The sequence below is a fragment of the Riemerella anatipestifer genome (assembly GCF_009932355.1).
Lineage (GTDB): Bacteria > Bacteroidota > Bacteroidia > Flavobacteriales > Weeksellaceae > Riemerella > Riemerella anatipestifer_E.
In genome coordinates this window covers 27,647-42,607 of sequence record NZ_LEKU01000026.1, presented here as the reverse complement: position 1 = coordinate 42,607, position 14,961 = coordinate 27,647, and the positions used below count along the sequence as shown (strand labels likewise).

General features: G+C 36.2%; 15 protein-coding genes and 1 tRNA gene. 13 read left to right on the top strand and 3 right to left on the bottom strand.

Annotated features, from left to right (window positions below; genetic code table 11):
- The first annotated feature begins 73 nt into the window (after positions 1 to 73).
- The 11 genes from tuf (at position 74) to GXW81_RS09745 (ending at position 6,648) form a co-directional block, all read left to right on the top strand.
- On the top strand, positions 74 to 1,261 hold the full coding sequence (tuf, locus tag GXW81_RS09790; RefSeq protein ID WP_004916760.1) for an elongation factor Tu: 1,188 nt from the start codon (positions 74 to 76) through the stop codon (positions 1,259 to 1,261).
- An 83-nt stretch (positions 1,262 to 1,344) separates the two neighbouring features.
- Positions 1,345 to 1,415: transfer RNA gene (locus tag GXW81_RS09785), tRNA-Trp, on the top strand.
- Between the two features lie 13 nt (positions 1,416 to 1,428).
- Positions 1,429 to 1,635 (top strand): preprotein translocase subunit SecE, encoded by a 207-nt coding sequence (secE, locus tag GXW81_RS09780; protein WP_161532171.1) that lies wholly within the window; start codon positions 1,429 to 1,431, stop codon positions 1,633 to 1,635.
- 19 nt (positions 1,636 to 1,654) lie between these two features.
- Positions 1,655 to 2,197 (top strand): transcription termination/antitermination protein NusG, encoded by a 543-nt coding sequence (gene nusG, locus GXW81_RS09775; protein WP_161532170.1) that lies wholly within the window; start codon positions 1,655 to 1,657, stop codon positions 2,195 to 2,197.
- A gap of 227 nt (positions 2,198 to 2,424) precedes the next feature.
- On the top strand, positions 2,425 to 2,868 hold the full coding sequence (gene rplK, locus GXW81_RS09770) for a 50S ribosomal protein L11 (RefSeq protein ID WP_004916770.1): 444 nt from the start codon (positions 2,425 to 2,427) through the stop codon (positions 2,866 to 2,868).
- 11 nt (positions 2,869 to 2,879) lie between these two features.
- Positions 2,880 to 3,572 (top strand): 50S ribosomal protein L1, encoded by a 693-nt coding sequence (gene rplA / locus GXW81_RS09765; RefSeq protein WP_004916771.1) that lies wholly within the window; start codon positions 2,880 to 2,882, stop codon positions 3,570 to 3,572.
- A gap of 13 nt (positions 3,573 to 3,585) precedes the next feature.
- Entirely contained in the window at positions 3,586 to 4,089 is a 504-nt protein-coding gene (rplJ, locus tag GXW81_RS09760; RefSeq protein ID WP_004916775.1) for a 50S ribosomal protein L10, read from the top strand.
- A 72-nt stretch (positions 4,090 to 4,161) separates the two neighbouring features.
- A complete protein-coding gene (gene rplL / locus GXW81_RS09755; RefSeq protein WP_013447123.1) occupies positions 4,162 to 4,530 on the top strand; it encodes a 50S ribosomal protein L7/L12 in 369 nt (122 codons plus the stop codon).
- Positions 4,531 to 4,673: 143 nt separating this feature from the next.
- Positions 4,674 to 4,967 carry a hypothetical protein gene (locus tag GXW81_RS09750; RefSeq protein WP_161532169.1) on the top strand — a complete coding sequence of 98 codons (294 nt, stop codon included), beginning with the start codon at positions 4,674 to 4,676 and terminating at the stop codon, positions 4,965 to 4,967.
- Between the two features lie 42 nt (positions 4,968 to 5,009).
- Positions 5,010 to 6,059, top strand: coding sequence for a hypothetical protein (locus GXW81_RS10370; protein ID WP_185153021.1), 1,050 nt, complete (start codon positions 5,010 to 5,012; stop codon positions 6,057 to 6,059).
- Between the two features lie 22 nt (positions 6,060 to 6,081).
- Positions 6,082 to 6,648 (top strand): hypothetical protein, encoded by a 567-nt coding sequence (locus tag GXW81_RS09745; protein WP_260393595.1) that lies wholly within the window; start codon positions 6,082 to 6,084, stop codon positions 6,646 to 6,648.
- A gap of 57 nt (positions 6,649 to 6,705) precedes the next feature.
- On the opposite strand, the gene GXW81_RS09740 is transcribed toward GXW81_RS09745, so the two are convergent.
- The 3 genes from GXW81_RS09740 to GXW81_RS09730 all read right to left on the bottom strand — a co-directional run bounded on the left by GXW81_RS09740 (position 6,706) and on the right by GXW81_RS09730 (position 9,950).
- A complete protein-coding gene (locus tag GXW81_RS09740) occupies positions 6,706 to 7,590 on the bottom strand; it encodes a PHB depolymerase family esterase (RefSeq protein WP_161532168.1) in 885 nt (294 codons plus the stop codon).
- 69 nt (positions 7,591 to 7,659) lie between these two features.
- Positions 7,660 to 9,426 carry a hypothetical protein gene (locus tag GXW81_RS10575; RefSeq protein ID WP_260393594.1) on the bottom strand — a complete coding sequence of 589 codons (1,767 nt, stop codon included), beginning with the start codon at positions 9,424 to 9,426 and terminating at the stop codon, positions 7,660 to 7,662.
- 140 nt (positions 9,427 to 9,566) lie between these two features.
- A complete protein-coding gene (locus GXW81_RS09730) occupies positions 9,567 to 9,950 on the bottom strand; it encodes an HU family DNA-binding protein (RefSeq protein WP_161532167.1) in 384 nt (127 codons plus the stop codon).
- Between the two features lie 785 nt (positions 9,951 to 10,735).
- Between GXW81_RS09730 and clpB the strand changes: the two genes are divergently transcribed.
- Positions 10,736 to 13,327 carry an ATP-dependent chaperone ClpB gene (gene clpB / locus GXW81_RS09725; protein WP_161532166.1) on the top strand — a complete coding sequence of 864 codons (2,592 nt, stop codon included), beginning with the start codon at positions 10,736 to 10,738 and terminating at the stop codon, positions 13,325 to 13,327.
- 191 nt (positions 13,328 to 13,518) lie between these two features.
- Positions 13,519 to 14,826: a ribosome biogenesis GTPase Der gene (der, locus tag GXW81_RS09720; RefSeq protein ID WP_161532165.1), complete on the top strand. Its 1,308-nt coding sequence runs from the start codon at positions 13,519 to 13,521 to the stop codon at positions 14,824 to 14,826.
- Positions 14,827 to 14,961: the final 135 nt, after the last annotated feature.

Sequence of the window (14,961 nt, the reverse complement as noted above, 5' to 3'; positions counted from 1 at the left end):
TTCAAAAAAAATACTATATTTGCAGACCGAAAAGGGATAAAATTAAAAATTAGTAAAATTAAATATTAAAATCATGGCAAAGGAAACGTTTAATCGTAACAAACCGCACTTAAACATTGGTACTATTGGTCACGTAGACCACGGTAAAACTACCTTGACTGCGGCTATTTCTAAAGTATTAGCAGATAAAGGTCTTGCTGAAGTAAAAGATTTCTCTTCTATTGACTCTGCTCCAGAGGAAAAAGAAAGAGGTATTACAATTAATACTGCTCACATCGAGTATGAAACTGAAAACAGACACTACGCTCACGTAGACTGTCCTGGTCACGCCGACTATGTTAAGAACATGGTAACTGGTGCTGCACAGATGGATGGTGCTATCCTAGTGGTAGCTGCTACTGATGGTCCTATGCCACAGACAAGAGAGCATATCTTATTATGTCGTCAGGTAAATGTACCTAGAATTGTAGTATTCATGAACAAAGTAGATATGGTAGATGATCCAGAGCTTCTTGAGCTTGTTGAGCTTGAAGTAAGAGATTTACTTTCTACTTATGAATATGATGGAGATAACTCTCCAGTAATCCAAGGTTCTGCTTTAGGTGCTCTTAACGGAGAGGCTAAGTGGGTAGCTACTGTAGATGCTTTAATGGAAGCAGTAGATACTTGGATTGAGCAACCAGTAAGAGATCAAGATAAGCCATTCTTGATGCCAATCGAAGATGTATTCTCTATTACAGGTAGAGGTACTGTAGCAACTGGTAGAATTGAGTCTGGTGTTATCAATACTGGTGATCCTGTGGATATCGTAGGTATGGGAGATGAGAAATTAACATCTACTGTAACTGGGGTTGAGATGTTTAGAAAAATCTTAGATAGAGGTGAAGCTGGTGATAACGTAGGATTACTTTTAAGAGGTATCGAAAAAACAGATATCAAGAGAGGTATGGTTATCGCAAAACAAGGTTCTGTAACTCCACACAAAAAATTCAAAGCAGAGGTTTATATCCTTTCTAAAGAAGAAGGTGGTCGTCACACTCCTTTCCATAACAAATATCGTCCTCAGTTCTATGTAAGAACTACAGACGTTACAGGTGAGATTTTCTTACCAGAAGGAGTAGAGATGGTAATGCCTGGTGATAACTTAACTATTACTGTAGAATTATTACAACCAATCGCTCTTAACGTGGGTCTTAGATTTGCAATTAGAGAAGGTGGTAGAACTGTAGGTGCAGGTCAGGTAACTGAAATCCTAGACTAATCCTAGTTCTAAAACAATAAATAAAAGAGCTTTCAGATAAATGAAAGTTTTCTGAGGGCTCTTTATTTTTATTAAATTAACTTACGGGCATCGTCCAATGGTAGGATACCGGTCTCCAAAACCGTTGATCTGGGTTCGAATCCTAGTGCCCGTGCAAATTGTTTAAAATGAGTTCGTTAGTAAGCTTTTTAAAAGATTCGTATATAGAGTTTAAAGATAAGGTGGAATGGCCTAAGTGGGTAGATTTACAATCTTCTACTACAGTTGTTGCTGTATCTACTTTGATATTAGCTTTGTTTACTTTTGGTGTTGATACTCTTTTTAGTAGATCAATCAATAATATTTTTAGTTTACTTATTAACTTGTTTAATTAATTTAAATTGTTTTTATCCGATGAGTGAGCTTAAATGGTATGTGCTGAAAGCAGTAAGCGGACAGGAAAATAAAGTGAAGAGCTATATAGAAAATGAAATCCAAAGATTTAAGTTAGAGGATTTGGTTTCTCAGATAGTTATTCCTATGGAGAAAACAATTCAAATGAGAAATGGAAAGAAGGTACAAAAAGAGAAACCTTACTATCCTGGTTATTTAATGGTGGAAGCTAATCTTACGGGAGAAGTGCCTCATATTATAAAGAATATACCAGGTGTTATTTCTTTTCTGAGCCTTACTAAGGGAGGAGATCCGGTTCCTATGAGAAAGTCTGAGGTAAATAGAATGTTAGGTAGGATGGATGAGTTGTCACAGTTTGCTACAGATGTTGATATTCCTTATGTAGTAGGAGAGAGTGTTAAGGTGATCGATGGACCTTTTAATGGGTTTAATGGAACAATAGAGAAGATTCATGAGGATAAAAAGAAATTAGAAGTTATGGTTCTTATCTTCGGTAGAAAAACCCCTCTTGAACTTAATTATATGCAAGTAGAAAAAATATAAACTTATGTTTTTAGAGTGAAATAAACCACTTCGTTATTTCGAGGTGGTTTTTAATTTTAAAAAATATAAATTTATTTGTGTGCTAAAAAAAAAATATATAATTTTGCACCTTGTAATCTGAGAAGAAGTGTATTCAGGTGAGAGAGTTACACTTTCTACTTAAACTCAGGTTATTAAAAAGAATGCTTCCACATTTTTTATATTTTTAATTTTTTTAAAAAACAAACATGGCAAAGAAAGTCTTTAAAATGGTTAAGCTCCAGGTGAAAGGTGGTGCTGCTAATCCTTCACCTCCAGTAGGACCTGCTTTAGGTTCTGCAGGGGTAAATATCATGGAGTTTTGTAAGCAATTCAACGGAAGAACTCAGGATAAACCAGGACAGGTATTACCTGTAGTAATTACAGTGTATGAAGATAAATCATTTGATTTCGTAATTAAAACTCCTCCTGCAGCTGTGCAGCTTTTGGAAGCTTCTAAAGTGAAAAAAGGTTCAGGACAGCCTAACAGAGAGAAAGTAGGTAGCGTATCTTGGGAGCAAGTACAGAAGATAGCGGAAGATAAGATGTCAGATTTAAACTGCTTCACTCTTGATTCTGCAATGAGTATGGTTGCTGGTACAGCTAGATCTATGGGATTAAAGGTAACAGGAACTAAACCTACTAACGCTTAAAATTAAATCAAATGGCAAGATTAACTAAAAAGCAAAAAGAAGTTTCTACTAAGATAGAAAAAAATAAGTTTTACACTCTTGAAGAAGCTTCGGCTTTAGTAAAGGAGGTAAGTACTGCAAAGTTTGATGCTTCTGTAGATATCGCTGTGAGATTGGGTGTTGACCCGAGAAAAGCGAATCAAATGGTAAGAGGAGTTGTTTCTCTTCCTCACGGGACAGGTAAAGATGTTAAAGTTCTAGCTTTAGTAACTCCAGATAAGGAGGCTGAGGCTAAAGAGGCTGGGGCGGACTTTGTAGGTCTTGATGAGTATCTAGAGAAAATCAAAGGTGGTTGGACAGATGTAGATGTTATTGTTACTATGCCTGCTGTGATGGGGAAATTAGGCCCTCTAGGTAGAGTGTTAGGTCCAAGAGGTCTTATGCCAAACCCTAAATCAGGAACTGTAACTATGGAAGTAGGAAAGGCGGTTTCTGAGGTTAAGGCTGGTAAAATAGACTTTAAAGTGGATAAGTATGGTATCGTACATGCTGCTATAGGTAAGGTGTCTTTTGATGCTGAAAAAATTAAAGAAAATGCCCAAGAATTGGTGCAAACTTTAATAAAACTTAAGCCTACAGCTGCTAAAGGAACTTATATGAAGAGTATTTACATCTCTCCTACAATGGGGCCTGGTATAGCAATCGATACTAAATCTGTAAACTAAAATCTGTAAGACAATGACTAAAGAAGAAAAAGTATTAGTAATACAAGAGATAAAAGAATTGCTACAAGATGCTAAAAATGTATATGTAGCAAGCCTTGAAGGAATGAATGCTTCTGCGACTTCAGATTTTAGAAGAAGAGCCTTCAAGAATAATATTAAGTTAAAAGTAGTAAAAAATACTTTACTTAGAAAAGCAATGGAGCAAATGGAAGGAGTAGATTACTCTGAAATGTTTGCAACATTTAAAGGTAATTCTGCTTTAATGATTTCAGAGACGGCTAATGCTCCTGCTAAGCTGATTAAAGACTTTAGAAAAAATGCAGAATTTCCTGCACTAAAAGCAGCTTACTTAGATGAAACCTTCTATATTGGAGATGACAAGCTAGGTGCTCTTGCAAGTCTTAAGTCTAAGGAAGAGATGCTTGGAGAAATCATTGGATTACTTCAGTCTCCTATCAGAAATATTCTTTCTGCTCTTCAAAACCAAGACAAAATGAAGGAAGAAGGTGCTGAGTAAGCCTTTTTACCAATTAACAAAGAAACACTCAAAAAATAATATAAATCGTTTAACAACAAAAACATTAAGAAAATGTCAGATTTAAAAAATTTAGCGGAAACGCTTGTAAACCTTACAGTAAAAGATGTAAATGAATTAGCTCAAATTCTTAAAGATGAGTACGGTATCGAGCCTGCTGCTGCTACAGTAGTTGCTGCTGCTGGTGGTGCTGGGGAAGCTGCTGAAGAAAAAACTGAGTTTGATGTAATATTAAAATCAGCTGGAGCTTCTAAATTAGCTATCGTTAAGTTAGTGAAAGACTTAACAGGTGCTGGTCTTAAAGAAGCTAAAGACATCGTAGATGGTGCTCCTGCTCCAATTAAAGAAGGAGTTTCTAAAGATGAGGCTGAAGCTCTTAAGAAGCAACTAGAAGAAGCTGGTGCAGAAGTAGAGTTAAAATAATACTACCTAATAATTAGATAAAAGCTACAGTAAATTTAATATGCTGTAGCTTTTTTTTTGATTAACTTTGAAGTTGTTAATTTTTTAGGCATGCTATTTGATAAAATTCAAATAATTCAATAATATATTAATTTGATAATAATATGAAACAAATTTACTTTATAAGGCTTCTATTTTTATTTATAGTAGTCCTTTCACCAGCTCAATATTCTTCACCGGATTCGGATGGAGATGGAATAGTTGATTTTGAAGATTTAGATGATGATAATGATGGAATTTTAGATATAACAGAATGTCCCAAGACCTTCTTAGCTAATAATACATCTACTACATGGAAGGGATTAACTTCTACAACCGTATCTTATACGGGGTTTCCTACTGCTCAGACTAATGTAACAACCGTAAATGACAAACAGGTAATCTATAGTATTGGTTAACTTGGAGCGGATAATAGAGTGGCGGCGTTAGCTAATGTAAACATGACAATAACATTTGCTTCTCCTGTTCCTGCTAACGAAATCGCAATTATGATAAACGATGTTAATGCTAATAATGCTTCTCCTAATGCTACTTATACTATCACAGTTAATGGCAGTACACCAAATTCAGGTTTTGGAAAGGTGGCATTAGGGCGAAATCAAGGATTAGTGTCTTATAATATAGCTACGGGTGAAGCTGTATTTGCGTCGGGTGGTACTACAGCGTCTGATTTGTATATCAGAGGTTTAACCAAAGATCTTAAAGTAAGCAGTATAAACATTACAAGTAAAGGAATTGGAGCGGGGGATAATGTAGCTTATTCTATTTTTGCATTAACTACTACTTGTGATACAGATGGAGATGGCGTGCCAAATGATTTGGATACAGATTCAGACGGAGATGGATGTCCAGATGCGGTGGAGGGAGCGGATAATGTGAATATAGCACATTTAGCTGCAGCAGATATGACAACTCCTTTTGTCGCTAAAAAATGGTCTATTATAGCCAAAGCAGATGGTACAATATCAACTTCTGGAACAGATATTGTCTCTAAAATGACTGCTGCTAATGGTGTCCCTGAGATTGTAAACACGGCAGCTAATAATACCTCTGGTGTTCAAGGTATAGCACAGATAGATGCTAATCTAGTAGGACAAGAGATAAATAATGCAAATAACGCCTCTGTTAATGATAGATGCTTTTGTACATTAGCCAATAGTTCTTCAGCTACGGAGTTAGATACTAAGGTGGGGATTAGTGCTTTGAGTAGGCTTACTTTAGAATCTAGTGAAAATTGGCCAATGTCTCGTAAAGGTGGGCATATAGCTTTAGAATCTGATTCTAAAGGTTTTACGATTACAAGAATGATGACAAGTGAAATGTTAGCTATAAAAAATCCTGTGGTAGGTATGTTAGTTTATGATACTGTGGAAAATTGTTTGAAAGCCTATGTGGAAACAAGTACATCTCCAACGGTAGTAAGAGAGTGGAAGTGTATGAATAAGACGGGGTGTCCTAGTGGAACCTCCTATAATAAGAATAATTTGTAGAGATAATAGAAAAATAGAAATAATGAAATACATATATTCAGCGATATTAGTAATATTAGGTGCGGGAACTTTTCTTAAGGCTCAGGTTAATATCGGTACAGGCTCTCTCAATACTAATTCTAGTGGAGATTCAGTGCTTCTAGAGTTTAATAATGCAGAGAAAAAAGGGATTATACTGCCTTGGGTTGTTGGGGTTTCTCATGCCAATTTAGTAGACAATACAGCTACTCCTAATGGTACATTTGTCTTAGATAGAAGTGATAAAAAGGTAAAAGTTAAAATAAACGGATTGTGGCAAGATTTAAACTATTTGGCTAGTACCACTAATGCTATCCCAGTAAATACCTCTTTGTCATCTAATGTGGAAAAAAGTACTGCTCAAGTAGTTATGGGGGCTTCTAGTAGTACAGCTAATAGTATTTTGGTTTTAGAGAGTACCTCTAAGGCATTAGTATTACCAAAATTTAAAGATGTTCAAAAAAGTATTGCTAATCCGGCTCCAGGGATGATGGCTTTTGATGATACACCAGGTAAAGAACAACTTTGTGTGTACAATGGTACAGAATGGAATTTTTGGACTTGGAAATAAATAATGAAATATTAATCGAAATAAAAAGAGCTACTTTTTTAGTAGCTCTTTTTTTAGTTATTGTGCACAAGCAAGTCTATAAATACCGTAACATTTAGGGTTTTGTGCTAGTTTAATCATAGCTCTTTTAATGTTACTATTAGAGAATTGCTGGTCTGTAGCGTGTACACCACCATCTATCACGAAGAAGTAGATGGGGTTTGTAGCGTTAGAATATTCTCTAAAATAGAAATCTTTATCTGATGCAGTAGAACTCCCCTTTAGATATTTTATTTCTACAGGTTGGGAAAGTCCTAGATGAGAAGCCCACTTGTCAACGGTGGTTTTAATAGATTCAAAATTAGGAGCCATAATACCATACTTCCCGCTTCCGCCTTGATAAGGTACAGTTTCGTCTGCCGTACCGTGAATAAATATCATCGGGACTTTAGAAGCTGTAGATGGAATGTTATGTCCGCTTTCAAAACTCATAGAACGGATGACGGCAGCTTTAAACAAAGAAGTTTCCTCTACCATTTTTATTGCCATAGCCCCTCCGTTACTAAAGCCATATACATAGACTTTATCAGCATTGAATTTACTGCCTAGTTTAGTTTTAATATCGTTGTAAACTGCAGTGATGTAATTTACATCATCACCAAATCCTAGGCTTTTAGTGATGTTCCAAGAATTCCAAGCTCGTACCCCAAATACGCTAGTTCCCTCAGGACGAACGGAAATGTATTGTTGTTCGTTGATGACATTAGGGTCATTCATTTGGGTTCTATCCTTATCAAAAGAGTGTAACTCAAATACGATAGGATATTCTTTAGCGGGATTATAGTCAGATGGTGTTGTAACATCATAGCTTCGCCCCGAAACACTATAAGTCTGAACTCCTGCTGTTAGTTGTGCTAAAGCTAGAGCAGGCATTCCTAAAAAAAATAAAAGTTGCTTTTTCATAAGCTAGTTAATTTGTTACACAAATATACTAAAAATCTCCCGCCTAAGCGGAAGACTTTTGTAAGAAGATTATTTTTGTAAGAGTTTCTCTAATTTTTCTAGTCTTTCTTTGAGCTCTTTTACCTCTTTATCTTTTTCTAAAAGATGTAAATAAAGTTCTTCTATCTTCTCTACATTGGTAAGCTGTGTAGCCATAAGGTCTATATAACCTTGCTCTTTGATTTTAGAAGCTGATAAATACCCTGGTAAATGCCCATTGGTCTTTACAAAGTCTTCTACTTGGCTTAGGGTTTTAAAGTTATAATCTGATTTAATGCTAGAAGTACCTGTATAATACTTTTGGAACACATAGTCTGGAAAGATGGTAGCTCCGTTATATCCTATAAAACTTTTAGCAGTAATAGCTCCGTCATCTGCTATAGTTACACGATTACTCTCAGTTCTAGGTGTAAGACCATCAGAAATATTGATAAGCTTGACTAATTTAGTAGTAGAATCATTAGACCAAAGTTTAGACAATGCTCCTCCATTAGATTCATTTCCAATAATCAACTTCCCGTTAGCATCAGCTACTACATTACGAATTCCATCACCCAAAAGACTCCTTGCAGAAATAGCTCCATCTACATTTAATCGTTCTGTCATAGGATAGTTATCTGGTGAAGATGGACTGTAAACATAATTTGGACCAATGCCTACAGCTCCTTTATCTGAGATAAATAAAACAGGGTTAGATACCCCTTCTGTAGAGTTCTTATTGTACTTCCATAGAGAGAGCCCATCACGATAAGACCCCCATGAAGTATCTGCGGCATTTGTGTTTGAAAACACCCATCTTTCAACCTGATTATCACCAGTTTTTTTAGGATTTTGAAGTATTAACATTCCTCCCATAGTTTCAGCTCCATCAGCTCTTAGCCCATTTCCTCGTATTTCTCCTATTACTTGTAATCTACTTTCGGGATTAGCTGTACCTATCCCAACTCTGTTAGTTTCTGTTAGAACCATTGTGTAGTAAGGGGTGGTCTCCCCAATACCTCTTGCTCCAAGTGTCAAATTTGTAGAAAAAGAATCTGGTGATTTTACTTCAAGTAGCTTAGTTTGAATAACGGCTCCATAACCATGTGTACTTCCTTTAAGCACAGGATTGAAGTAAATTCTACCCAATACATCTCCAGCTTGTGAATCCAAAGGGTTATTTTTTTGTCCTCTTCCTCCGCTTAATGCAAGAGAAGGTCCGTAACCATGATTATGAAACCTTGTTGAAAAAAAACCGTAGCTACTAATAGTGGCTGATGTATCAAAGGTATCAGTACTCCCTGTTGGGTTTATAAAATCAAGTGTAAGCCCTGTTTTATCATAATCATATTTCAATCCATCATTATTGGCAGAAACTAAATAGGTTTCTTTTAGCCCACTACTAGTATTAAATCTCTCTGCCCAAAGTCCGCCTCCTGTATTTCCACTAATACTCCCAACGGTTTTCACCCACTTGGTTCCATTCCAAAAATAGTAACCTTTTTCTGTAATATCTGCTACTTTAGTATCTACTGGAGAGGTGGTGTAATCTGAAATATTATCTACATAGATTAAAGTAGATTCTTTAAGAGGCATCTCTGTATTAGTCGTCATGAGATAAGCTTTATTTTTACTCACATTTGGGATTATCAATCCTTCTAAAGTCTTATCTGTGTTGTCTGACTTCCCTTTGATTTCTAAAGTAGCATTAGGCTTGTTATAGTTAATCCCTATTTTACCACTATAATCTTGCCCATAAGCCACTAGCCCTAGTCCTAAAAAAGCAAGTACACTTAATTTTGTAGTCTTTGTTTTCATAAAATTTAATTTTAAGGTTGTTAATGATTTCGTTTAATTTTTTCTTTGTCATTCTTTGGGTTAAAATTCCCTAGCTTGGCGTTCAGAATTTCCTAACTAGGGAATTAAGATTTCCTAGCTAGGAAATTTTTTGTGGGTAGCTAGGCTTTCTCAAACTTCAGCGTTTGTAGCATCTTTTTAAGGTCAGACCCTGGGGTAAACAATACTTTTGCTGACTTTATTGCTGCCGAAGTTATTTCCTCTTCCTTAGCTTTGCCCTCGCTGCTAAGGCTCACTCTCATACTGCCGAGTTCGCCTAGCCTTACAATTCGTCCTTCTGATAATGAGGTTTGCATCACATCTACGAGGGCATAAAGCACCGCTCTGATGTCCGCTCCACTTACGGTAGAAATCTTCTCGATGTCTTTGGTAAGACCTTCTAGAGTTTTCTCTCCTTGATACACAGGCGATGCATAGAATTTTTTGTCACCTCCGCCCGCCACACCTGGTTGGGCTTTCTGAATGGTTTTGTACTTAATTGACATAATTTATAATATTTAAAGGGTTAGATTTTAGATGTTGGATTCTGGATATTGAGTGTTGTATATTGGACTTAAGAGTTGAGATGATACCAAACTCTAATATCTCATATCTAAGTTCTAACATTAAAAAATGCCTTCCCTCTCTAAACACACACAAAACGAGAGGAAAGGCTGAAGCAGAAAGAAAGCAAAAACTCCCTTTCTGAACACTAAAAGCACCCAACAAGAACGACCAAGTTTTAAGACAAAACAATGGTGCTTTTAGTAGATATTGATGAAAGCTAAATTGAAAATGAGATAAACTAAAAAAGCCCCCAACGAAAGTTGGCGGAACAATATTTTGGTTTAACGATAAAAGTCTAAAGAATTTTCTAGATAATACAGCACATACCCACGAAACTAATCTGTGTGTGTGTGTGTGTGTGTGTGTGTGTGTGTGTGTGTGTGTGTGTTTACGAAATTATTTGGAACAGCCAAATAATTCTGTAACTTTTTTACATTTTCTTGTATGTTGTTGATAGTGTATTGCATAAAGACGAGACAAATGTATAAACTATTTATCTACTAGACAAATATCTTCTACCTTTTTTCAAGTTGGTGATGCTTTTATTTTTTTCTTTAAGTTGATAATATTTTAAACAAAACAAGAAAATATGTCTTATTTTATTGGTTTTGTAAATTTAAAACAGGAAATTATGTCTTATTTTTAGGTAGTTTTTATGATAGAACGCTTTTTGTTAATCTCAGAGTGTAAAAATAAAGTTTAAACAAAAATCACATATATCATTATGAATTTAAATCAGTTTACAGTAAAATCACAAGAGGTGATTCAGAAGGCACAGCAGTTAGCTATGGCGTTCGGGCACCAAAGTATAGAACCTCAGCATATTTTGGAGGGTATTTTTGAAAGCGATGATACCATTTCTAGCTTTCTACTAAAAAAATCAGAAGCAGATGCTACTCTCATCAGAGAGCGTAACAGGCAAAATTTAGAAACACTTCCTAAGGTAGAAGGTGGTAGTTTGTATCTTTCCCAAGCAGGTAATAGAGTGCTTTTGGAAGCTCCTAATTTGGCTAAAAAAATGGGAGACGAATATGTTACTATAGAACACCTTTGGTTGGCTTTGATAGAGGTTTCATCTTCGGTATCTTCTTTACTTAAAGATATGGGAGTTACCAAGGCTTTGCTAGAAGCAGGAATAAAAGAGCTTAGGAAAGGGAGTAAGGCTACTTCGGCGAGTTCGGAGGAAACTTATCAAAGTTTGAGCAAGTATGCTAAGAATTTTAACGAACTCGCTGCGGAGGGCAAACTAGACCCTGTGATTGGTAGAGATGAGGAAATCCGCCGTGTATTGCAAATTCTTTCTAGGAGAACCAAAAACAATCCTATCCTTATAGGAGAGCCTGGAGTTGGTAAAACTGCTATTGCTGAAGGGATTGCACACAGGATTATTTCGGGAGATGTACCAGAAAACCTAATGGATAAAACACTTTATTCCTTAGATATGGGAGCATTGGTTGCTGGGGCTAAATACAAAGGCGAGTTTGAAGAGCGTCTGAAATCTGTGGTTAATGAAGTAACGAAATCCGATGGACAAATCATCTTGTTTATAGATGAAATACACACTCTAGTAGGTGCTGGAGGTGGAGAAGGAGCCATGGATGCTGCTAATATCCTAAAACCAGCTTTGGCTAGAGGAGAGCTTAGAGCTATAGGAGCAACCACGCTTAACGAGTATCAAAAATATTTTGAAAAAGATAAAGCATTGGAACGTCGTTTCCAAAAAGTAATGGTGGAAGAACCAGACACGGAGTCGGCAATTTCTATCTTGAGGGGGATTAAGGATAAGTACGAATTCCATCATAAAATCAGGATTAAAGATGAAGCTATTATCGCTGCGGTGGAAATGTCTCAGCGTTATATATCAGACCGTTTTCTTCCAGATAAAGCTATTGACTTGATAGACGAGGCTTCTTCTAAACTAAGAATGGAAATCAATTCCAAGCCTGAAGAGTTGGATATTCTAGATAGAAAATTAATGCAGCTAGAGATAGAGCTTGCTGCAATTTCTAGAGAAGGTAACCAAACTAAAATAGACCACCTTAAAGAGGATATAGCTAAGGTAACCGAGGAAAGAAACGAAATCAATGCAAAGTGGTTACAAGAAAAGCAAAAGTCTGAAGATTTAACTCAGATTAAAAAAGACATTGAGGCGTTGAAACTAGAAGCGGAAAGGGCTCAGAGATTAGGTGACTATGCCAAGGTTTCAGAAATTCAGTATGGTAAGCTAAGGGAAAAGGAAGAGGAGCTTCGTAAGATAGAACTCCTGATGCAGAATAACCAAAATGAACTTATTAAAGAAGAGGTAACGGCAGAGCATATCTCCGAAGTTATTTCTAAATGGACGGGAATTCCTGTAACAAAGCTACTCCAAAGCGAGAGAGAAAAATTACTTCACCTAGAAGACGAACTTCACAAAAGAGTAGTGGGGCAAGAGGAAGCTATAGAAGCGGTAGCTAACGCTATCAGAAGAAATCGTGCAGGGCTTAATGATGAGAAAAAACCAATTGGTTCATTCCTATTTTTAGGAACTACGGGAGTAGGTAAAACCGAGCTGGCAAAAGCATTAGCAGAATTCCTATTTGATGATGAAAATAATATGACTCGTATTGATATGAGTGAATATCAAGAGCGTCATTCGGTGTCTAGATTGGTGGGAGCTCCTCCAGGATATGTAGGCTATGATGAGGGCGGACAACTTACGGAAGCGGTAAGAAGAAGACCTTATTCGGTAGTGCTTTTAGACGAGATAGAAAAGGCTCACCCTGATGTATTCAATACCTTATTGCAGGTGTTAGATGACGGAAGGCTTACGGATAATAAAGGTCGTGTTGTTAATTTTAAAAACACCATCGTGATTATGACTTCTAACTTAGGCTCTCATATTATTCAAGAAAATTTTGAAGGGCTTACAGAAGAAAATCAGGAAGAAATAGTTTCTAAAACTAAAGAGGAAGTTTTCGGAGTGCTTAAACAGTCGTTGCGTCCAGAGTTTATCAATAGGATAGATGAGGTGGTGCTCTTCCAACCGCTTAATAAGAAGGAGATAGGTAAAATTATACAGTACTTATTGAGAGGCTTTAATAAGATGTTGGAAAAGAAAAATATCATTTTAACATCTACCGAAGATGCACTAAACTACATTAGAGAGAAAGGTTATGACCCTTCGTTTGGGGCAAGACCGCTTAAGAGATTGTTGCAACAGGAAGTGCTTAACCAGCTTTCTAAAGAAATCCTCGCAGGTAATGTGAACGATGGCGACCGCATTATTTTAGATTACTTCAAAGAGAGTGGGCTGGTATTTAGACAAGCGGAGTAGATAATTAAAAGTATAATTTATAACGAAGACAAAGCTTAGGCAAGTATAAGCCTAGGCTTTGTTTATGATGGGATTAGAGGTAAAATAGCTAAAACTTATTATTATTTATAATTAAACTATCTTTGCAAAAAAAATTGGGCTCCAAAAGTTGGAGTAACCCATTAATAATTTTTTATTAAACATTTTTTGATATGTCAAATATTGTAGCCATAGTGGGGCGTCCTAATGTAGGGAAATCCACTTTATTCAACAGGCTTCTAGAAAGAAGAGAAGCTATAGTAGATTCTGTAGCGGGCGTTACAAGAGACCGTCATTACGGTAAATCTGAATGGAACGGAGTAGAGTTTACCGTAATAGATACAGGAGGATATGATGTAGGTACTGATGATATTTTTGAGGAAGAAATTCGTCATCAGGTGCAACTAGCAGTAGATGAGGCAACTTCTATTATATTTATGCTCAATGTGGAAGAAGGTTTAACGGATACCGACCAAGAAATTCATGAGTTGTTAAGAAGGTCTAATAAGCCTATCTATATTGTAGTAAACAAGGTAGATTCGGCTAAGGAAGAATTACCAGCAACGGAATTTTATCAGTTGGGTATAGAAAAATATTATACACTTTCTTCTGCAACAGGTTCTGGTACAGGAGATTTATTAGATGCAGTAGTGGCTGACTTCCCAACAACCGAATACAAAGACCCTTTTGATGGTCTGCCTAGAATTACCATTGCAGGGCGTCCTAATGTAGGGAAATCTACGCTTACTAATGCTTTATTAGACAATAAAAGAAATATTGTAACAGATATTGCGGGGACAACAAGGGATAGTATAGAAACCATCTACAATAAATTCGGACACGAATTTGTGTTGGTAGATACGGCGGGTATGCGTAAAAAGTCCAAAGTGAGCGAAAACTTGGAGTTCTATTCTGTAATGCGTTCTGTTAGAGCGATTGAGCATTCCGATGTAGTAGTCATCATGGTAGATGCAACACAAGGTTGGGAGTCTCAGGATATGAATATTTTTGGTATCGCACAGAAAAATAGAAAAGGTATTGTGATTTTGGTTAATAAATGGGATTTGGTGGAGAAAGAAACCAACACAATGAGAGATTTTGAGAATAATATCAAAAAGAGAATCGGTCAGTTTAGTGATGTACCTATTTTATTTATTTCTGCTCTCACCAAGCAAAGGATTTTGAAAGCGGTAGAAGTAGCTATAGAAGTCTATGAAAATCGTAAAAAGAAAATCAAAACTTCTAAACTCAATGAGGTGATGTTGCCTGTATTTGAACATACGCCACCTCCAGCTATTAAAGGTAAATACATTAAAATTAAATATTGTGTGCAACTTCCTACACCATCACCACAATTTGTGTTTTTCTGTAATTTGCCGCAGTATGTTAAGGAGCCATACAAACGCTTTACAGAAAATCAGTTGCGTAAAGAGTTTGGTTTCACGGGAGTACCTATAGAAGTTTATTTCCGACAAAAATAAAATCATAAAAATCATAAAAAGAGTAGCGGTTATTAAATTGGCTACTCTTTTTGTGTGGAGTTAAATTTTAACATTTTTTTTAATATCAGATGATTTAAAGTGAGTCTAAATTTATATCTTTGTAAACTTAAATAA

Bases quoted from the DNA above. Each gene is read 5' to 3' on its own strand.
- rplJ (WP_004916775.1), top strand. From the start codon at position 3,586: ATGACTAAAGAAGAAAAAGTATTAGTAATACAAGAGATAAAAGAATTG.
- secE (WP_161532171.1), top strand. From the start codon at position 1,429: ATGAGTTCGTTAGTAAGCTTTTTAAAAGATTCGTATATAGAGTTTAAA.
- der (WP_161532165.1), top strand. From the start codon at position 13,519: ATGTCAAATATTGTAGCCATAGTGGGGCGTCCTAATGTAGGGAAATCC.
- GXW81_RS09745 (WP_260393595.1), top strand. From the start codon at position 6,082: ATGAAATACATATATTCAGCGATATTAGTAATATTAGGTGCGGGAACT.
- GXW81_RS10370 (WP_185153021.1), top strand. From the start codon at position 5,010: ATGACAATAACATTTGCTTCTCCTGTTCCTGCTAACGAAATCGCAATT.
- GXW81_RS09750 (WP_161532169.1), top strand. From the start codon at position 4,674: ATGAAACAAATTTACTTTATAAGGCTTCTATTTTTATTTATAGTAGTC.
- rplK (WP_004916770.1), top strand. From the start codon at position 2,425: ATGGCAAAGAAAGTCTTTAAAATGGTTAAGCTCCAGGTGAAAGGTGGT.
- rplA (WP_004916771.1), top strand. From the start codon at position 2,880: ATGGCAAGATTAACTAAAAAGCAAAAAGAAGTTTCTACTAAGATAGAA.
- tuf (WP_004916760.1), top strand. From the start codon at position 74: ATGGCAAAGGAAACGTTTAATCGTAACAAACCGCACTTAAACATTGGT.
- clpB (WP_161532166.1), top strand. From the start codon at position 10,736: ATGAATTTAAATCAGTTTACAGTAAAATCACAAGAGGTGATTCAGAAG.
- nusG (WP_161532170.1), top strand. From the start codon at position 1,655: ATGAGTGAGCTTAAATGGTATGTGCTGAAAGCAGTAAGCGGACAGGAA.
- GXW81_RS09740 (WP_161532168.1), bottom strand. From the start codon at position 7,590: ATGAAAAAGCAACTTTTATTTTTTTTAGGAATGCCTGCTCTAGCTTTA.
- GXW81_RS10575 (WP_260393594.1), bottom strand. From the start codon at position 9,426: ATGAAAACAAAGACTACAAAATTAAGTGTACTTGCTTTTTTAGGACTA.
- rplL (WP_013447123.1), top strand. From the start codon at position 4,162: ATGTCAGATTTAAAAAATTTAGCGGAAACGCTTGTAAACCTTACAGTA.
- GXW81_RS09730 (WP_161532167.1), bottom strand. From the start codon at position 9,950: ATGTCAATTAAGTACAAAACCATTCAGAAAGCCCAACCAGGTGTGGCG.